The following is a 20,377-nucleotide window of genomic DNA, read 5'->3' on the forward strand; positions in this document are numbered from 1 at the left end:
GACACATGGATTTTCAATCCATTGCTCTACCAACTGAGCTAAGAAACCATTATATTGTTGTTTGACTTACTTCGTTGTTTTAAAGTGATGCAAAAGTAGGAAGTTTTACCATACAAAGCAAGTATTGATCGTACTTTTTTTGAATAAACCTAAAAACCTACTGATTTTCAGATGAATTATTTTCCTGCTCCTTTCTGATCTGGTCGCTCATCTCTTCCAGTACCGGTTTAATGGTGCTTTCCGGAAGATCACTGATCCTGATATACATCAATCCGTCAATAGCATCATTGAAGTTCGGATCAACGTTGAAAGCAATGACTTTTGCATTCTGTTTAATGTATTTTTTAATCAGAACAGGAAGTCTCAGCTCCGGTTCCAGGTCATCAATGATTTTATCCAGCTTGTTAAGATCAGATTCCATTTCCTCAAAGAAGAGGTTCTTATCCCTGTCCCGAAGCTTTACTTTATATTCATTTCTCGGAGTGATGTATTGAGCTACTGCGGAATCAAAATAATTGGAACGCATAAACTCAATCATCAGGGATTTTGAAAATTCTGAGAATTTATTGGAAATACTTACACCGCCCATTAAAAACTTATGATCAGAATTTCTCAGACATACATGAACAATTCCTCTCCATAAAAGGAAGAGTGGAAGTGGTTTCTGCTGATATTCCTGGCAGATGTAAGCCCGTCCCATTTCAATCACCTTCTTAAAGAAAGGGTGGATGTCCTGCTCAAACTCAAACAGTGAACTGGTATAGAAACCTTTGATACCATATTTTTTCATTACCTCCCTTCCCAAAGCCATTCTGTAAGCTCCGGCAAGTTTTTCCTCACCGCTGTCCCAAAGGAAAAGGTGATGATAATGCTTGTCATACTCATCAAGATCAAATGGCAGGTTACTGCCTTCACCTACTGCACGGAAAGTAAGTTCTCTCTGACGCCCGATTTCTCTCATTACAGAAGGGATTTCCTCGTAGGTCGTAAAGTAGATCTCATAATTTCCGTTGCTGAAAAGCATTTTGTCCGTACCTTTCAGTTTGCTGATATCTTTAAGAATATCCTCTTTCGGGGTTTCGTCAATAATATTCTGAACAATATTTTCTTCCTTCAAAAGGGGGAATTTCACAGATAAGTTCTGAAGATTGATGCTTTGGGCCAATGATTTCCTCTTTTCATAATAAGACTTCATCATATACACCTTACGCTTTAAGAACTCTCCCAATTCCTCAATGGTTTCCATTTCATCCATCGCCTTTACCGTAATAGGACGGCCTATTCTGATTCTGATGGGTTTCTCCCTGTCATTCATCATTTCAGCAGGCAGCATCAGCGTTTGCAAATTAGGATGAAGTTTGGCAACCTGATAAAACATGCGGCTGTTCTTAGCATGGAAATACATAGGAACCACCGGCACTTTAGCCATTCTGATCAGCTTAAGTGCCGTTTTTTCCCAGTCTTTATCTAAAATTTCTCCGTAAGGATTATTCTTATTAGAAACTTCTCCTGCGGGAAAAATTCCTACACAGCCTCCGTTTTGCAGATGCTTGAGTGTTTCACGCATCCCGGAAGAGCTGTTGTATGCTTCTTTTCTGTTTTCGAAAGGATTTACAGCAATTACATACGGCTCCATAGGTCTGATCTTTTCCAACAGGAAATTTCCCATCACCTTAAAATCCGGACGCACCTCTGAAAGGATCTTGCACATTAAAATTCCGTCAATAGCACCCAGCGGATGATTTGAAACCAGAATAAACGGTCCCGTCTTCGGAATTTTTGCGAGGTCTTCCTCAAAAGCCACGTAGCTTAAATTCCGCTCTCTCACAAATGAGTCGAAAAAATCTTTGCCTTCCTTGTCTTTTAGTTTATCGTATAGTCTGTTTACTGCATTTATTTTAGCAACGCTCATCACAGCAGATGCTACCGGATTCTTGAGGAACCCGATTTTACTTAAGCCGGAAGCTTTGATAAGATCGTCTTTCGAAATTAAACTCATATGTGTTTAGTCGCAATTAAAATTATTGTGTTACCATTTGAAGCGTATTTTTAGAGATTTGCTCCAATAATACGGTTTTTTCCTGGTAAAATTTATCAATGTGATCCTTCTTTGCATTTCTTACGGTAAATAAAGATACATTTTTAACTGCTTCGGTTTTAAATATTTTTTGAAGTTCTTCGTTTAATTCATCAATTTGTCCGAATTTATCTTCCAGACATAATGCCAGTGAAATGGCAGAATTCTGCATCAGAGATACTTTGATCTTGTATTTGGACAGATAGCTGAAAATTAAACTCATATGGTCCTCCGCAATAAAAGAGAAGTCTCTTGTGGATATTTTTAGAAGAACCTGATTTTCTTTCAGAATATAGGACTCTTCCTGCTGATTTTGGTCTGATGCCCCCACTTTTGTACCTGCTTTGGTAGGATCCACAAAAGATTTTACGTAAAAAGGGATATTTTTCTGCTGAAGAGGCTGCAGTGTTTTCGGGTGAATGACACTTGCTCCGTAATAAGCCATTTCAATAGCTTCTTCATAAGAAATGTTGGAAAGCAGCGTGACATCACTGAACTTTCTCGGATCTCCGGTCATTACTCCCGGAACATCTTTCCAGATCGTCATTGCTTCAGCGTTCAGGCAATACGCAAAGATGGCAGCAGAATAATCAGAACCCTCTCTACCTAAAGTTACCGTGAAATTATTTTCATCAGAACCAATGAACCCCTGTGTTACATAGCAGATCTCAGGGTTTAAGGTTGAAATGAACTCTTCTGTTCTTGTCCAGTCTACAATCCCTTCTCTGTACGAATTATCAGTTTTGATATAATCTCTGGCATCCAGCCACTGGTTGGTAAACTGGATTTCGTTCAGGTATTCACTTACAATTTTTGTAGAGATCATTTCCCCGCAGCTTACCACCTGGTCATAAACGAAATTGTAATTAGGAGATTTATTTCTTCTTAAAAATGAATCTATATCATCAAAAAACAGGTTAATCTCAGCAAAAACCGCATGGTTTTCAGGAAACAAACCTTCCGCAATCTCAATGTGTTTTCGTTTTATCTTTTCAATTTCAGTTTGATAGTTATCTTTCTTGAAATAAAGTTCTACAACTTTTTCCAATTCATTGGTCGTTTTGCCCATCGCTGAAATTACCAGCAGACATTTGGCAAATCCCTGGCTTTGTAAAACCATAGACACATTTTTCACACTCTCGGCATCTTTTACTGATGCTCCACCAAACTTAAAAATTTTCATTAATTTGTTAAAAATAAAATTGTTAGATTAAAAATTACATGAGTTTTTTACGGACGTCAAAATTATACATTTACAACGAGATATGAAATAGGCGGAGAGGGTGGAGGAATTAAGATTTTATTAAAATTGAGACTTGATGAAGATTATCAGAATTTCATTGATATATTGTCATTGATCAGGGAGCAGTGATGATCCCGGAATTTTAATCATGCCGGCTTTTCAGTAGTGTATTTGTTTGAAAAACAGCAGGTAAGGTCTTTTGTTGGAAAAGCTTTCCTACTATGATAAATTTTACGAAATTTGGGGAAAACATAAAAAGTAAAATATGTCAGATCAATCATTACAGACGTTAGGAGAATTTATTATAGACAAACAGGATGATTTCCAGTATTCTACCGGTGAATTTTCCCGTCTTCTGAGTGCAATAAGATTGGCCTCTAAAATAGTAAACAGGGAAGTAAATAAAGCCGGAATTGTTGATATTACAGGTGCTGCCGGCAACCAGAATATCCAGGGAGAAGAACAGCAGAAACTGGATGTGATTGCCAATGACATTTTTATCACGGCTTTGTCTCAGAGAGAGGTGGTGTGTGGTATTGCCTCTGAGGAAAATGATGATTTTATTGATATTCAGTGTGGTGAGAACGGCCACTTAAGCAAATATGTGGTACTTATTGACCCTCTTGACGGATCTTCTAATATTGATGTGAATGTATCCGTTGGAACTATTTTTTCCATTTACAGAAGAGTGACTGAACCGGGAACCCCTGTTCAGATTGAAGATTTTCTGCAGAAAGGCGTGAATCAGATCGCGGCAGGATATGTGATCTACGGTTCCTCAACGATGATTGTTTATACCACAGGAAACGGAGTGAACGGATTTACTCTGGATCCTTCCTTAGGAACCTATTACCTGTCTCATCCAAACCTTAAGTTTCCTACCAAAGGAAAAATCTATTCCATTAACGAAGGAAATTATATAAAATTTCCTCAGGGGGTAAAAAACTATCTTAAATACTGCCAGATGGAAGAAGGAGACCGTCCGTATACATCAAGATATATTGGTTCCCTGGTTGCAGATTTCCATAGAAATATGCTGAAAGGAGGAATCTATATTTACCCTTCATATTCCCAGGCTCCCAACGGAAAACTAAGACTTCTCTATGAATGCAACCCAATGGCATTCCTTGCAGAGCAGGCCGGTGGAAAAGCTACAGACGGGTTCAGAAGAATTCTGGAAATTGAGCCTACCGAACTTCACCAGAGAATTCCTTTTTTCTGCGGAAGTATTGAAATGGTGGAAAAGGCAGAAGAATTTATGCGGATTGATAGTGTAAAATAATGAAAGCATCTTATTTCAGATATATGCTGCAGTTTAAACGCCCGGGAGGAACATCCCGCGGCGTTTTGCATGAAAAAGAGACTTTTATTCTCGAGATTGAAGAAGAGGGAAAAAAAGGAACAGGAGAATGTGCCATTTTCAGAGGACTTAGCTTTGATGACAGACCTGATTACGAAGAAAAACTACAGTGGCTCTGCGAAAATATCCAACAGGATAAACACTATTTACAGGAAGAATTGGCAGAGTTTCCTTCCATATGGTTCGGATACGAACAGGCTGTCCTGAATCTGAAGCATGGAGATCATCTTTATTTTCCAAGCGAATTTACTGAAGGAAAATCTGCTATTACCATTAATGGACTGATCTGGATGGGGGATATCGGCTATATGGAAGAGCAGATTCAGGATAAGCTGGATAAAGGATTCCACTGTATCAAGTTAAAAATAGGGGTTGACTGGCCATCAGAGTACCAGATTCTGAAACAGCTCAGGGAAAAATTTTCTGCGGATCAGCTTGAACTTCGGGTGGATGCGAACGGTGGATTCAGTAAAGAAGAAGCAATAACTGTTTTACAGCAGTTGGCTGACCTGGGTATTCATTCCATAGAACAACCCGTTAAAGCCGGAAACTGGGAAGAAATGGCTTCATTATGTGCTGTTACTCCAACTCCGATTGCCCTGGATGAAGAACTCATCGGGATTATTGATCCTGAAGAAAAAAGGAAATTGCTGGAGACTATAAAACCACAGTATATCATTCTGAAACCAGCATTGGCTGGCGGCTTTTCAGGATCTGATGAATGGATTTCCCTTGCCGGGAGCATGAACATCGGATGGTGGATTACTTCTGCTTTGGAAAGTAATATCGGTTTAAATGCCATTGCCCAATATACATTCACTAAAAAAAGTCCAATGCCTCAAGGTTTAGGCACTGGATCTTTGTTTGTCAATAATTTTGAGTCCAGTTTAGATCTCAGAAATGAGTTGCTGTGGTTCAAAATATAACGGTGAACATTAACAAAATGGAGGAGGTGCATCCGGACAGGTAGGATTGTTACAGTAATCAGGAGACCATTCTCTGCAACATCTGTTTTTTCCGTCCCATCTGTTGCATCCAATAGGAATAATTCCCCCTTTGATGGTCCTTAATTCTCTTCTGTTGAGTTTTTTTAGATTTTTCATAATGAATATTTTAAATGATTGTAAAGTAAATATCGAAAATATTTTTCACATAATTGAGATTTAATTTACTTAAGTCACTCAAAATAATCTTTGTGTTTAAAAATAAGCAAAGCGGCTTTGTTTATCTTAAAAACACATCATCCTACAGTTTGTTAGGTTTCATGGGCTGACAGCAACGGTTACCCGCAACAGGAGAGGGCAATGATCAGGGAGCTAAGAGTAGAAGTGGATAGCGGGATAAAGCTCTGAAATACCCAATACACAGATCAATCCTACAATTATTCTGCAGGAATTTAAAATTGGATCTGGTATTTAAAAAGGTAAAGTAGTTTTAGGGTCGGATAATCTTTGTTTTATTGATTAATACTTCAGTTAAATTACATCTTTTACGAAAATTGCTTTCTTAATATATCTCAATAAATAAGAAAACTGGGTTTTAATTCTTTTCATGATGATACAATTTGTATTTCTCTGTCTAATGAAAATTTACAATCTCTATGCCAATCACTTAGCGGTTTAAAAATTTAACATATGATTCATTTCATGGTCTTTTTTTAATTAATCGTTAAGAAATAATTGTGAAAATGTTTTCGTTATTTTTTATACGGTCACTGATAAGGTTGCGGTCTATACCATATAAATTCTGAAAAATATCGTTCTGAACCTGTGAACTGGAGAGGTAGCCCCAATGGTTTCCTATATCAAATTTTAAACTGCTCTGCAGATCATCCTTAACAAAAGTGCAGTCAATGACAGAAACAATATCTTTGAATTTCTCGATATCACTCGGCCCGTTTTTTCCCAGCCTCGGGGTAAGGATGTTTTTGGTAAACTGTGATATGCCCAGAATAACATCCTGCCTGTTCAGGTAAATAGAAATCCGGTTAGCGAGCAGCGGCAGTTTATTGAAAGAATCCTCGGAATCTTCAAAAACTTTATAAGAAACATCTGCATTCAGCAGTAAAACCTGATCAATAACCCGGAGGATATTTTCTTTTTTAAGACTGTACAGCATGCTTTGCAGAACCCTGTTCCCCATAGAATGGGTCATCAGATGGATTCTCTGGCTGCACGGAACAAGATCCCGGTTAGAAAAAATATCCTTTAAAAACTGAGTGTAAAAATAAAACAGCCTCATCAGTGAAGTTCCGGAATTAATACTCGCAGCCTTGTCATCAAAATACGTAAGCGGAATAATACTGCTGGAAGCCGGCCAGCTCACGAACAGAATATGTTCAACAGGAGATTTCGGATTATCAATAAACAGTTTTTTAAGATCAAGAATGGCTTTTAGTTCATCATCAAAATCATAAGCGTAGCCATGGATGAATATCAGAACGTCGCTCCTGTCTTTAGTGGAAGACATGTTTTTATACAATTCATAGAACATTCTTTGGGTTCCGCCCAGATTATTTGCGGTAAGTGAAGACTTTTTTATGCCTCTTTCATGTAAGAGAACATCAAGAACTTCCTGATATCCCTGTTTCTCCGGTTCTGAAAATAACCGGTAGTTCAGGATATTCCGGTTGGTATAATCTTTTTTCTTTTTTGCGGAAGCGGCAGGCTCTTTATAACCTTCAAAATCACATTTTGCGATTCTGAAATTTGGGATGGAATATTCATCATTAGAAAAAGAATCTACTCTTTCTCCTTTATGACGGATAATCTTCCGATTGCTTAATATATAAACAGCCATGGTCAGAAAATTTATAAACGGTTTTAGTCTCCATCTAAATTAATGAAAAATACTGAATTAACATCAATTGGGTGTTAAAATTATCATTTCCAAAAAACCTAAATTTTCCGTAACTTTGTAAACCTTTTTTACATAAAAGTAAAAGCTAATTTTAATGGAAGAAGAAAAAAAATCACTCAATTTTATTGAGCAAATTATTGAAGATGATCTGGCAAACGGTCTGAAAAGAGATCAGATCCGTTTCCGTTTTCCCCCTGAACCCAACGGATACCTGCATGTAGGGCACACGAAAGCCATCTGCATCAACTTTGGTCTGGGCGAAAAATACAATGCTCCCGTAAACCTTCGTTTCGACGATACGAACCCTGAAAAAGAAGAACAGGAATTCGTAGATTCTATCAAAAAAGATGTTGAATGGCTGGGTTTTAAATGGGATAAAGAGCTGTATGCATCCGACTACTTCCAGCAGCTTTACGAATGGGCTGTACAAATGATCAGAGACGGAAAGGCTTATGTAGATGAGCAGCCATCTGAAGTGATCACAGAACAGAGAAAGAATCCTACAGAACCGGGAGTGGAATCACCATACAGAAACCGTCCGGTAGAGGAATCTCTTGACCTGTTTGAGAGAATGAAGAACGGTGAATTTGAAGAAGGAACCATGTCTCTTCGTGCAAAAATTGATATGGTTTCTCCGAATATGAATATGCGTGACCCTGTAATGTACAGAATTCTTAAGAGACCTCACCACAGAACCGGTACAACATGGAAAATTTATCCCATGTATGACTGGGCTCATGGTGAATCTGATTATCTGGAGCAGGTTTCTCACTCTCTGTGTTCATTGGAGTTTGAAAATCACAGACCGCTTTATAACTGGTATCTGGATCAGGTGTATGACGAATCTAAAGTAGCACCGAAGCAGAGAGAGTTTGCCAGAATGAACGTTTCTTATATGATCACCTCCAAAAGAAAGCTGCAAAGGCTGGTTGCTGAAGGAGCAGTAACCGGATGGGATGACCCGAGAATGCCTACCATTTCAGGGATGAGAAGAAAAGGATTTACACCCGCTTCCATCAGAAACTTTATTGAAAAAGTAGGCGTTGCCAAAAGAGAAAACCTGATTGAAATTCAGCTTCTTGACTTCTGCGTACGTGAAGACCTTAATAAAGTGGCCAAGCGTGTGATGGCAGTTGTAGATCCGGTAAAACTGGTGATTGAAAACTATCCCGAAGGCAAGGAAGAATGGCTTGAAACTGAAAACAATCCGGAGCAGGAGGGGGCAGGAACAAGAGAAATTCCGTTTTCAAGAGAACTTTATATTGAAAGAGAAGACTTTAAGGAAGAAGCCAACAATAAATTCTTCAGGCTGAAATTAGGTGGGGAAGTACGCCTTAAATCAGCTTATATCATTAAGGCTGAAAGAGTAGAAAAAGATGAGAATGGTGAGATCACAACAATCTATGCAACTTATGATGAGAAGAGTAAATCCGGAAGCGGAACCGAAGAAAGCTTAAGAAAAGTAAAAGGTACACTGCACTGGGTATCTGCAAAACATGCGCTTCCTGTAGACGTAAGAATTTACAATCAACTGTTCACTGTTGAGCAGCCGGATGCTGAGAAAGATGTAGATTTCTTAAACTTCATCAATCCTGAATCTGTAATTACAGTTCAGGGGTTTGCAGAACCGGGATTAAAAGATGTGGCTGTAGGAGAGCCGCTTCAGTTCCAGAGAATCGGGTACTTTACCAAAGATCAGGATTCTACGGAGGATAAGATGGTATTCAACCGTACAGTAACGTTGAAGGATTCTTACAAACCAGAATAATTTTAACGAAAATAATAGAAAAAGCAGGATCTGTTACAGGTCCTGCTTTTTTGATGATGAAGGTTTGAAGCCGTAAGAGGGAAGTGATGAGAGCCATCAATAATAAGCATTACACCGTTTTATTATTTTATGACATTAAAATTTTCTAGTGATAATCAATATCTATCACTAAAAGTAACTTCCGTCTTTCTCCTTTCAGCCTTTTATCCCTTTGATCCACTCCTGGAATTTACCTACCTGTTCCATAAAGAAAGATTCATGTTCTTCTTTTTCTTCAGGGCGGTTAACCAGGATATGCTCAAAATAAGTTCCTTTCAGTATTTTTCTTAAAATACCTTCTCCTAAGAACGGTTTATAATCATTCAGGGCCTGGGTGGCTTTCAGTAAATGACGGATGTCGTACTGAAGGGGATTAATATCAGGAACCTGTTTGTTAAGGTTCAGAAGACTGTATACGGCTATTCTCGCTGTTCTTACAGAGCTTTCCATAGTAAACACCACATCATTGTTGGTTTCTACAAACTGTCCTACAAGGCCTAAATTGGTACAGCCTTCAGGCACCACTCTCGGACGGTCTCCCTGGGCTCTCGGCATGAACATAGAGGTAATATACGGCATGAAAGAAGTACGTACAATAGTATTGTCAATCACATTATCCAATTGATCTGTCATGCCAAGATGATAGCATAATTCTGCGAGGATCTCATTTCCTGTACACTGTGGCATTGTTTTTTTAACATAATTTCCCTGTTTATCCATCAGAAGGGCATAAACCCATACGACCAGGATATCATCAGGCTGTGTAGGGAAGTGAGGCTGTCTGTTGCAGGTAAAACTCATCACCCAGTTTGAATCTGTAATGGTGATAATACCTCCTGTAGCTGTTTTTCCGGAATAAGGATCATTCACACATAATTCCTTTAGTTTTTCAGTAAAAGCTGAAGGACGGCAGGTCAGGGTAGCGGATTCCCAGGCAGATTTTTCAATATGGCTGCAGAACTTTTCCGGTTTTCCGAAGACTTCTGATTTGGCAGCCAGGTTTTTCCATAACTTCCATCCTGCGCTTTGCCCGGTACTGGTGTTGTCGATGGTAATTTCCGGAGCAGTATTGTTATCGCCGTAGAAAGTGCTTTCCGTCATCGATCCTGTCGTTACAATAACATAATCTTCTTTCCCGATGGGAATTTTCACCTCTTTTCCATCCTGTTCCGTAATGATGCCTTCTACGGTTTTTCCTTCCGTATTAATATGGATGTCTAAATCTTTTACCAGTGTGTTAAACTGAATCTGTACCCCTTTTTCAATCAGGAAGTTTTTCAGCGGAGTGACGTAGGTGTCATATTGATTGTATTTGGGGAATACAAGGCATGAGAAGTCTTTCATCCCGTCAATAGCGTGTAGAAACCTGTGCATATATAACTTCAGTTCCAGTAAGCTGTGCCAGTTTTCAAAAGCGAACATAGAGCGCCAAAAGAACCAGAAATTACTGTTAAGGAAGGATTCCGCAAAATAATCTTCGATGGTAAGATCATCAAGCTCTTCTTTTTTCTTAAGCAGAAGCTTAACGATAGCCAGCTGATCTTTTTTTTCAAGTCCGAATTTACTAAAGTCCTTAATTTGTCCCTGATTATGAATCAGTCTGGCTTTGGAATAGTTCGGATCATTATCGTTGATCAGGCGGTATTCATCTAATACGCTGTATGGAGCCGGAAGTTCCAGAGCGGGAATATCCTGAAACATATCCCATAAATTTTCGTAGGTCATGTCCATTTCTCTTCCTCCGCGGATGATGTAGCCGTCTTTTGCATTCCCGGCTCCGTCCAGTGAACCGCCTTCTACATCAAGCTGGTCAAGAAAAATAATATTCTTTCCGGGTACATGGCCGTCACGAATGAAATAATAAGCAGCCGACATTCCCGCAATTCCGCTTCCTACAATATAAATTTTGCTGTTTTCATAAGATTGTAAAGGAATTCCTTTATTACGCTGGTAGTTTCCGATCTGATCTGAAAAAGGCATGGTTTTCTCAGGCGTATTGATCTGAACCTCACGGCTTGAATCCGGTTCGTGATTTACTTTTCCAAATTGCTCAGAAGCATTTAAAACTTTGTCGAATTTTGAATTAATCGTACTCATTTTATATTGTTTTTAATGAACAGTATAAAGGTACCTCTATTCATAAAGCAGGGTATATCCCTAATGTCAGATTTATTGTCCCCAAATTCTTTAAGACTGAAGATTCTCCCTGTTCCGGTATTCAGAAGGAGAAGCTGAAGTCTGTTTCTTGAAAAAACGGCCAAAAGCTGAGGTGGAATTAAACTGGAGTTGAAAAGCGATTTCAGAAATAGTGATGGCCGGATCACCAAGCATAGCATACGCTTCTTTCAGCAGGGCTTCGTCAATAACCTCATGCGGCGTTTTTCCGCTGGCTTTTTTTATGATTTCGATGAGGTATTTCGGAGAAACAAATAACAGATCAGCATAAAATTGTACACTTCTCTGCTGTCTTACATTTTCTCTGATCAGTTTACTGAACCTAAGGTAAATATCTTTCTTCCCTTCTTCTTTTTTAGCCATATTATTATGCTCTTTTTCCATAATTTCAGCTGTTTCCAACAGCAGGTTAAAAATAACGGTACGAACAATTTCCTCTGTAAACTTTCCCTGTCTTCTGGATTTCTTTTTCAGGTAATCCAGAAGGCTCCGGATCTGCTGGGAATTTTTCTCTGTTGTTTTTACCAGGCTGTACGAACCTTCCGGGAAAAGGTTCATTTTCTCAATGATGAAAGGATTGGATATATTTTTGATCAGAAAATTTTTGTCAAAGAACAATAGCTTCATTTTGAAATCAGGGCTGGTTTTCACAAACTTCACAATAGTAGAAGGAGCGGCAACCATAAAGCTGTTAGCAGTTACATGATGTTTCTGGCTGTCAATTTCAACCTTTACATGCCCTTCAGTACAGATACATAAGGCATAATAATCTATACGGAATGGTGTTTCAGGGAAATCGGAAATAGGATTGCCTGATGAAATATAGTAAGATTCACGGCAGTCTATATGGTAAAACAACAGGGTATCATGTAAATTTTCGTAGGTGATCATTGGTGGGATGATTCTGTTACATTTGAATAATTTCTATAACACTTGAGATAGAACCTCATTATTACTGCAATTTACGAAAATTATAAGTTTATTTCAGTTGATTTTGTTGAGAATACACATGTTTTCCAAATCGTAATAGTATATTTTAATATTTTTCATGTATAAAAAAAGTTCCTTTAAGCCGTGGTTTTGCGCTAATTTGGTTAATTTTGCTTTTTCAAATTTTCCACGCACCCTGTCATGAAATTAATAAGTTTATATACAAGTTCTTTCAAAGGGCTTTCGGAAGAGAGCTGGATGCTGGCACTGGTTATGCTTATTAACCGTGCGGGTTCTATGGTTCTTCCTTTTTTAGGTGTCTATATGACGGCCCATCTGAATTTCAGCATTGAAAATTCCGGAATTGTTCTGAGTTTTTTCGGAATAGGATCTGTTTTGGGTTCCTGGCTGGGGGGCATGATTACAGATAAAGTAGGAGAATACAGAGTACAGAGTCTCAGTTTGTTGCTCAGTGTTCCTTTATTCTGTCTGATTCCGCTTTTTAAGACAGAAGTAGGACTTGCAGCAATCATACTGGCTCAGAGCATCGTGAGTGAAATGTTCCGTCCTGCCAACTCGGTGGCTATAACAAAGTATGCCAGACCCGAAAATATAACCAGAGCATTTTCACTGAACAGAATGGCTGTGAATCTCGGGTTTTCCATAGGACCTGCTTTAGGCGGAATCTTATCTGCCATTTCCTATGAGTTTCTGTTCTTCAGCAATGCGCTGGCGGCTTTGCTCGCAGGGTTGTTGTATATTACGTTTTTCAAAAAACGAAATAAGCAGACTGTAAGAGAAATTAAAAAAGTAAAAGAATCTGTCGCCGTTAAAAAAGAAAACTCGCCATACCGGGACAGTAAATTCCTGGTTTACTGTTTTTTCTGTATGCTTTTTTCCATATGTTTCTTCCAGCTGTTCAGTACGCTAACAATATTCTATAAAGATACGGCTCATCTTAGTCAGCAGAATATCGGGTATATTCTCGGGTACAGCGGCATCCTGATCGTTTTACTGGAAATGGGATTTGTACAGATCGCAGAAAAATATTTCAGTCTTGCTTTTACCATGCTAATCGGGACTCTTCTGTGCGGAATTTCATATGCAATGCTGGCTTTTGATTATACTATGATCACATTGGTGGTTTCTATGACGCTTCTGTGTATTGGTGAAATCTGGACGCTTCCTTTTATGTCAACGATAACCGCCATGCGCTCAGGAGAAAATAATAAAGGCGCCTATATGGGATTAAACGGAATATCATTCTCCTTAGCCTTTATATTTACTCCTTATATAGGAACCCTGATTGCCGATAAATTAGGATTCACGGTGCTTTGGATAGGAACCGGAGTTCTTGCGGCAGGTATTGCCATTGCATTTTATTTTATTGTTCCATGGATGCTGAAAGAGAAGAGAAGAAGGGAATTTGCAGACTAGAGAGCTTAAAGTATCAGGAGGGAAACCTGAGATTTATTGTTTTTCTTATACTCCTGTTCTAAAAATTGCAATCCAGATAAAGTCTTTATATTTTAAATAGACGAAGAGGCCTTGTTTATTTTAAAAACGGCCGCCATTATTATTCTTTTTGTCCCTTTTGTGGTTAATAAAAAATGCTCCCCACTCCGGTATAATGCTTAAGAATTAAATTTCCTTAACTGCTGAATTCCGGAACTTCTGATTTGCTTAGAAAAGGTTTATCCGTTATCAATTATATTTTTCACAATCATTTCCGCATGAATTCTTGAGTTCTCTATAAACCAGAGGTGGGTGTCTTTACCACCACAGACTACTCCGGCAAGGTAAAGATTTTTGATATTGGTTTCCATTGTTTCAGGATTATAGAGCGGATTAAGACAATCACCCTGTAATTCGATTCCTGAGTTTCGCAGAAAATCAAAATCCGGGAGATAGCCGGTCATAGCCAATACGAAATCATTTTCAATCTCGTTAACCTGTGCCTTTTGATCTTTAAAAATAACTGTATTTTCAGTAATCTCCACAATTTCCGAATTAAAAAAGGCTTTAATACTTCCTTCGGCAATACGGTTTTCAATGTCAGGTTTTACCCAATATTTTACACTACCGGAAATTTCAGAATGACGGATAATCATGGTAACATCAGCTCCTTTGCGGTATGTTTCCAAAGCAGCATCCACAGCAGAATTGCTGGATCCTACAACGACAACTTTCTGCCGGGCGTAAGGATAAGGCTCTGTATAATAATGCTTCACCTTAGAAAGATCTTCCCCGGGAACATTCATAAGATTCGGAATATCATAAAATCCTGTAGCAATAACTACATTTTTTGCCCGGTAGGAAGTCTTTGACGTCACTACCTCAAATAAGCCATCAGTTTTAGAAACTTTCAGTACCTTTTCATAAAGGCGGATGTTAATCATTCTTTGTCTGGCAATTCCCTGATAGTATTCCAGCGCATCCTGCCTGCCTGGTTTCGGAGCTGTTGAAATGAAAGGAGTTCCGTCAATTTCCAGCTTTTCTGCCGTTGAAAAAAAACGCATATATAAAGGATAGTGATAGAGAGAGTTGACAATGGTGCCTTTTTCTATCACCAGATAATTAAGATTGTTTTTTTGTGCTTCAAGGGCACAGTTCAGCCCGATAGGCCCGCCTCCTATAATAAGAATATCTAGAATTTCCATAGAACAAAGGTACGGGTTTAATGTAAATGTGGATAAGGAGAACAGAGAGAGATAAATATTTAATAGAAGTATAGATCATAGATATAAGGTTTATATTAGGGTGATGTGGTATTTATTCTGGCACTGGTTTTGGTGCTTTCTTTTATTAAAATCAATATCTTATGAAGAAACTGATTATTGCAATACTAGTTATCAGTATGGCTACTGCCTGTAAGAAGAATCCTGAGAAACCTGTTCCGAATATTATCGATACTATGGCTGTGGCACAGGAAAAAAATAAAGAGGTGGTAAAACATAAAACAGATACAACGGCTTTAAAAAAAGTCAATGACGAGGTACTGCAGGCTTTAAAAAAGAAAGACTACAAAGCGTTTGCCTCCTATATTCATCCGGAAAAAGGAATTCGTTTTTCAATGTATGCACTGGTAGAACCTAAAGAAGATAAACAGTTTTCCAAAGCTGATTTTGAGAAATTTCAGCCTACAAAAACCCTGTTTACCTGGGGAACCATGGACGGTTCCGGAGATCCATATAAAGCAACCATTAATGATTATCTTTCTAAATGGGTATTCTCTAAAGATTATACAGCTTCTCAATATTCTGAAAACCAGTTTCAGGTTGGGGGAAATTCATTGAATAATTTAAAAGAAATCTATACCGGTCACGACTTTACCGAAAATTACATCAAAGGAACTGAAAAAAATGGAGAAATGGACTGGAAAACGATCCGTCTGGTATGGGAAGAGTTTCAGGGTAAATATTATCTGGTAGCGGTTGTTAATGACCAGTGGACGATTTAAGTAATAGAATGCAAAATTTTTCTGTGGAAGTTCATGACGGGTTTTCTGAAGCAAAGCTTTTTATTTTGGAAATTACTGTTTTAAGAGAGCAAAGGATAGAGCCAAAGACTGATTCGTTGAAGCGTATGTATAAGCATAAAGCTTCATCAGTGACGAAGCCGCTTAAAATAAAGCGGAATTATTCATAAACTTTGGGTTAACCTTTTTACAGAGGCTTTCAATGCATAACTAAATTGTTGCCTATAGTATTTCAGCCAGTTTTCCGGTAAGGTTTCTTCTGGAAAACTGTTCAATATTCCGGATATTATCTGAAATATTTCCCTGTTTCCATAGCTCAAATTTTTCAAGGATAAAGCTTTTAACGGTTTCAGAATCATGATAGCTGAAATGCTTTCCTGCATTGGTCTCATTCAGGATTCTGGAAACATCTGCGCCCTCCGGACCGAAAGAAATGATTTGTTTTCCGGTTGTCAGGTATTCAAATATTTTTCCCGGAATAATTCCTTTTGAAGATTCGTTCGGGAAATTGGTAATCAGCAGCAATGAAGAGGTTTGCATTTCTTCAACGGCTTTATGGTGAGGCAGATAACCAAGGTTTAAGATGTGGTTTCCTAGTATACCGGCCTCGAGGGTCTGTAGGGTTTTATCATCCACTCTACCTGCAAATTTCAGGGTGAAATTCTGTGCAAATTCCGGATTTTCTTTAACCAATTCAGCCAGTGCTGTCCACAGATTTTCAGGGTTACGCAACTGTTCTAAAACACCAATATAGCTTAAGGTGAATTTTTCACTGCGGGTTCTGTCAGTTTTTTGTGCGTCTGCTTCATCAAATCCATTGGTTATACATACAGAGTTAGCGCCTGCTTTCCGAAAGTTTTCAGCATCTGTATAACTGGTTGCAAGGGTAATGTCTGCAGCTTTAAAAACAGCACTTTCAAGCAGCCTGTGCTTTCTGTCTGAGCTTTTGGTAAGCTTCAGATGTTTATAATATGAAATTTCTGTCCAGGGATCACGAAAATCAGCAATCCATCTGATATCCGGAAGCTTCTTTTTCAGTCCTAAACCAATCAGGTGCATTGAATGAGGTGGTCCCGAAGTAACCACAACTTCTATCTTATTTTCTTTTAAATACTGCTCCAGAAATTTAATGGAAGGCTTTACCCAGAATACTCTTGCATCAGGAATGAAAAAATTTCCCCTCACCCAGATGGAAAACCTGGATTTCCAGCTTTGGTTTTTACCGACATCAAATTGCCCTGCCTTAAATTTTTTGTTGCTTTTGTTCAGCTTTTCAGCCCATTGATAAGGTTCCCATATTTTGGTTTTTACCATCTCAATGTTTTGAGGAACATCTTTCAGCAGACTTTCATCAATCAATGGATAGCTTGGGTTTTCCGGAGTATAAATCACAGGATTCCAGCCGAAATCCGGCAGATATTTGGCAAACTTCAGCCATCTCTGAACACCAGGACCTCCCGCAGGAGGCCAGTAATAGGTGATAATCAGTATTTTCTTTTGTTCCATTTTGAACAATAAACTTAAATGTTGAGGCTTAAGCTGTTTTTACAGCCGGTCCTTCCTGTTTTTTCTTTTTATTCATCCAGAAAATTCCTAACGCGCTCAGTGCGATAAACAATCCAAAGCACAGTAGTGAAAGCCATTTTCCTTTTTCAATCACTTCAGGCTCAAAAATCATTCTGATCTGGTGTTTTCCTGCAGGAACGTGTACTGCACGCAGAAGATAATCAGCTTTGATATAAGGAACTTCTTTTTCATCCACAAAAACTTTCCAGCCATGAGGATAATAAATTTCGGAGAAAACTGCCAGCTGTGGTGTTTTTGATTCAGCTTTAAATTCCAGTTCATTCGGCTGGTATTTTGTAAGGCTGATAAACGCAGTAGAATCTGCCTGAACCTGTTTTCCTTTGAAATAATCTTTATCGGATGAAGCAATAACCGCTGTTTTTTTACTGTCGATAATCCCGATAGATTTGATCTCTTCATCCGGAGTATTCACAAACTTCAGATCGCTTACAAACCATGCATTTCCGTTGGCTTTGGCATTTGGCATTGCCTGAGGTTCTTCAGGTCCGCCTACTACCCAGTATTTGGCATTAAGAAGATTCAGGATATTCGGAACCTTTACTGAATCCATCACCTGGAAGTATTCATTGATCACATCATCATATCTTCTCAGCTTTACGGCATGATACCCGCCAATAGAAGACTTGAAGTAAGAGGTGTTGGTTTCACTGAATGTTCCTAAAATATTATTGAAAATTCTGTAATGCGTTTTATCTTTTTCAGCAATAGTTTCAAGGGTTTTGTTAACATTTACGCTGCTCAGAATTGATCCTAAGTTCGGATTTTGCTGTACTTTTTCAGCCAGCAGATCTGAACTTTCTGTCTGGAACGGGTTTTCAGCAAAAACTTTGTCTACATAGTTTTCATCATTCAGGTAACGTTTGTTTACCGTCCACAGATCAAATAAACTTACCACTCCGATAATAACCAGTGCAATATTCTGGTTAAGCTTCTGCTTCATAGCCATAAAAAGGACTGCTGCTGTAATTCCAACATACATCAGTGCTTTTAAGGTATCTGCTCTGAACAGTTTATACCTTTCTCCGGAAAGATAATCCAGCAGGAAAGGAGGAAAATAGGTTCTTTCACTCTCCGTAGTGAATCCTAGTAGTGATTTTCCGAAGATTAAAAGGATAAGAAGAAGACCTAATGTTCCGCCGCTTACGTAAAGAAGGATCTTCTTTTTATATTCTTCCGTTAATTTTTCATCGGTAAAGAATCTGTACAATCCGATAATGGCAATCAGAGGGAATAACAATTCCACAACTACCAATATAGAAGACGGTGCTCTGAATTTGCTGTAAAAAGGAACGTGATCTATAAAGAAATCAGATAAAGGCATAAAGTTGCTTCCCCAGGCCAGTAAAACGGTAAGTACAGAAGCTCCCAGAATCCAGTATCTGTATTTTTTCCATGCAAAGAAAAACCCTAAAAGAGCAAGGAAGCATACCACCGCGCCCTGATAAGCAGGCCCGGAAGTTCCCGGCTGGTCTCCCCAGTAGGTTACTCCGTTGAATCCTTTGGAAATTCTGTCCATTTCAGCCTGAGAACCCACATTTTCCTGAATAAGCTCCTGAACCCTGTTCATGATTTCTTTTCCTTCAGGTTCCTGACTTCCGCCTCCCATTAGTCTTGGGATGAATAGATTCAGGGTTTCCAGTTTCCCGTAACTCCACATCAGAATACTGGTTTTATCCATTCCTGATTTTCCTGAAGTGTGGCTGTCATTGGTCAGGATTTGTTTTCCACGAACCGTTTCTTTGATATATTCAGAATTGGCCATGATTCTTTGCGAGTTCATTCCGACACCAATGATACATGATGCGGCAATAATCCCGGATGAAATAAGGAAATGCTTCATCTGAGTTTTCTTCTGGACTACCCTTATCAGTTCGGAAAGGAATAAAAATCCTAAGGCAAGGAACAGATAGTAGGTCATCTGAGGGTGGTTTGCTGCAATCTGAAGCCCCATAAACAGGGTAGTGGCAATGAATCCCCAGATATACTGTTTCCTGATATAAACCAGTAAAATACCGGCCAGAAGCGGTGCGAAATACTCAATAGTATTCACTTTACCGTTATGTCCGGCGGCTATAATAATATAAAAATAGGTGGAAAGTCCAAAGAAGGTGGCTCCGAGAAGCGCATACTTCCAGTTTCTGACTGCCACCATTCCCAGAAAGAAGAAGCCTGCGAAAAGCAGAAACAGGTAATTGACCGGTCTCGGCATAAAGTTCAGATACCTGTCGATCTGTTTGATGATGTCACCTTTGAACTGGCTTCCCATCTGATAGGTAGGCATCCCGCCAAACATGGAGTCACTCCAGTAGGTTTCTTTTCCGGTATCAGCTCTGTAGTCCAGAAGTTCTTTTGCTCCTCCTCTGTACTGCACAATATCATGCTGGAAAAGCTGTTTCCCTGAAAAAACAGGAGTGGAGTATAAAAATGCTAAAACTATAAATACAACTAATGAAATTGCAATATAAATTAAGTTTTTATTTTTAGCCATGCTGGTTATTATCTTTTATTTCTTGGAATTTTTACCTTTTGTCATTGTTTTCTTTTACCTCTTCATAGTCCACTGTTTCTGCATCCCAATTGAGGTTCTGCTTAATATTCTTATTTGAGTTGCTGATGTCCTGCTGTCTGTTATTATTTTCGTTGTTATTGAACCTGTAACTGTAAAAGGTTTTAAAGAAAATCCTTTTCAGGATATTCCAGACAAAGAAAAGAATAATCGCAATAAGTACTAACTCAAGAATGTACTTCATAATAAATGTTATTTAAGGTTTTACATTTAAGGCTCAAAGCTGTTGATGAAAATACCTGTTCATAATAGAACAGTACGTCCGGATTGGCAGGCTTTCAACCCCTCAAACATA

At 38.6% G+C, this 20,377-nt stretch carries 15 protein-coding genes; 5 read left to right on the plus strand and 10 right to left on the minus strand.

Annotated elements, in window-relative coordinates:
* Positions 1-157: 157 nt before the first annotated feature.
* Both AOB46_RS04125 and AOB46_RS04130 read right to left on the minus strand, forming a co-directional pair.
* Positions 158-1,999, minus strand: coding sequence for a lysophospholipid acyltransferase family protein (locus AOB46_RS04125; RefSeq protein WP_062696808.1), 1,842 nt, complete (start codon positions 1,997-1,999; stop codon positions 158-160).
* A gap of 22 nt (positions 2,000-2,021) precedes the next feature.
* Complete coding sequence (locus AOB46_RS04130; protein ID WP_062696809.1) at positions 2,022-3,260, minus strand: aspartate kinase; 1,239 nt, start codon at positions 3,258-3,260, stop codon at positions 2,022-2,024.
* 325 nt (positions 3,261-3,585) lie between these two features.
* Between AOB46_RS04130 and fbp the strand changes: the two genes are divergently transcribed.
* Together fbp and menC are read left to right on the plus strand one after the other, a co-directional pair.
* Positions 3,586-4,602 (plus strand): class 1 fructose-bisphosphatase, encoded by a 1,017-nt coding sequence (fbp, locus tag AOB46_RS04135; RefSeq protein ID WP_062696810.1) that lies wholly within the window; start codon positions 3,586-3,588, stop codon positions 4,600-4,602.
* Entirely contained in the window at positions 4,602-5,606 is a 1,005-nt protein-coding gene (menC, locus tag AOB46_RS04140) for an o-succinylbenzoate synthase (RefSeq protein ID WP_062696811.1), read from the plus strand. Before fbp ends, menC begins: the two co-directional genes overlap by 1 nt.
* A 9-nt stretch (positions 5,607-5,615) precedes the next feature.
* On the opposite strand, the gene AOB46_RS23305 is transcribed toward menC, so the two are convergent.
* Entirely contained in the window at positions 5,616-5,783 is a 168-nt protein-coding gene (locus AOB46_RS23305) for a bacteriocin-like protein (protein ID WP_157845036.1), read from the minus strand.
* Between the two features lie 565 nt (positions 5,784-6,348).
* Positions 6,349-7,479 (minus strand): alpha/beta hydrolase, encoded by a 1,131-nt coding sequence (locus tag AOB46_RS04145; protein WP_062696812.1) that lies wholly within the window; start codon positions 7,477-7,479, stop codon positions 6,349-6,351.
* A gap of 154 nt (positions 7,480-7,633) precedes the next feature.
* Between AOB46_RS04145 and AOB46_RS04150 the strand changes: the two genes are divergently transcribed.
* Positions 7,634-9,307, plus strand: a complete 1,674-nt coding sequence (locus tag AOB46_RS04150) for a glutamine--tRNA ligase/YqeY domain fusion protein (RefSeq protein ID WP_062696813.1) — start codon at positions 7,634-7,636, stop codon at positions 9,305-9,307.
* Positions 9,308-9,502: 195 nt separating this feature from the next.
* On the opposite strand, the gene AOB46_RS04155 is transcribed toward AOB46_RS04150, so the two are convergent.
* Both AOB46_RS04155 and AOB46_RS04160 read right to left on the minus strand, forming a co-directional pair.
* Positions 9,503-11,443: an oleate hydratase gene (locus tag AOB46_RS04155; RefSeq protein ID WP_062696814.1), complete on the minus strand. Its 1,941-nt coding sequence runs from the start codon at positions 11,441-11,443 to the stop codon at positions 9,503-9,505.
* A gap of 90 nt (positions 11,444-11,533) precedes the next feature.
* Positions 11,534-12,412, minus strand: coding sequence for a helix-turn-helix domain-containing protein (locus tag AOB46_RS04160; RefSeq protein WP_062696815.1), 879 nt, complete (start codon positions 12,410-12,412; stop codon positions 11,534-11,536).
* 240 nt (positions 12,413-12,652) lie between these two features.
* Here AOB46_RS04160 and AOB46_RS04165 point away from each other — a divergent pair, with 240 nt between their 5' ends.
* On the plus strand, positions 12,653-13,888 hold the full coding sequence (locus AOB46_RS04165) for an MFS transporter (protein WP_062696816.1): 1,236 nt from the start codon (positions 12,653-12,655) through the stop codon (positions 13,886-13,888).
* A gap of 257 nt (positions 13,889-14,145) precedes the next feature.
* Here the strand turns inward: AOB46_RS04165 and AOB46_RS04170 are convergent, their stop codons facing one another.
* The gene (locus tag AOB46_RS04170; RefSeq protein ID WP_062696817.1) at positions 14,146-15,111 is read right to left on the minus strand and encodes a YpdA family putative bacillithiol disulfide reductase; all 966 of its coding nucleotides are present in this window, start codon (positions 15,109-15,111) and stop codon (positions 14,146-14,148) included.
* 161 nt (positions 15,112-15,272) lie between these two features.
* Between AOB46_RS04170 and AOB46_RS04175 the strand changes: the two genes are divergently transcribed.
* Positions 15,273-15,911 carry a hypothetical protein gene (locus AOB46_RS04175; RefSeq protein WP_062696818.1) on the plus strand — a complete coding sequence of 213 codons (639 nt, stop codon included), beginning with the start codon at positions 15,273-15,275 and terminating at the stop codon, positions 15,909-15,911.
* Between the two features lie 240 nt (positions 15,912-16,151).
* Here the strand turns inward: AOB46_RS04175 and AOB46_RS04185 are convergent, their stop codons facing one another.
* Genes AOB46_RS04185 through AOB46_RS04195 form a run of 3 tightly spaced genes read right to left on the minus strand, consistent with a single transcriptional unit; the run spans position 16,152 to position 20,266 of the window.
* On the minus strand, positions 16,152-17,435 hold the full coding sequence (locus tag AOB46_RS04185; protein WP_062696820.1) for a glycosyl transferase family 1: 1,284 nt from the start codon (positions 17,433-17,435) through the stop codon (positions 16,152-16,154).
* Between the two features lie 28 nt (positions 17,436-17,463).
* The gene (locus AOB46_RS04190) at positions 17,464-20,004 is read right to left on the minus strand and encodes a YfhO family protein (RefSeq protein WP_062696821.1); all 2,541 of its coding nucleotides are present in this window, start codon (positions 20,002-20,004) and stop codon (positions 17,464-17,466) included.
* A gap of 31 nt (positions 20,005-20,035) precedes the next feature.
* Positions 20,036-20,266 carry a hypothetical protein gene (locus AOB46_RS04195; protein WP_062696822.1) on the minus strand — a complete coding sequence of 77 codons (231 nt, stop codon included), beginning with the start codon at positions 20,264-20,266 and terminating at the stop codon, positions 20,036-20,038.
* Positions 20,267-20,377: the final 111 nt, after the last annotated feature.

This window comes from Chryseobacterium indologenes (assembly GCF_001295265.1).
Taxonomy (GTDB): Bacteria; Bacteroidota; Bacteroidia; order Flavobacteriales; family Weeksellaceae; genus Chryseobacterium; species Chryseobacterium indologenes_A.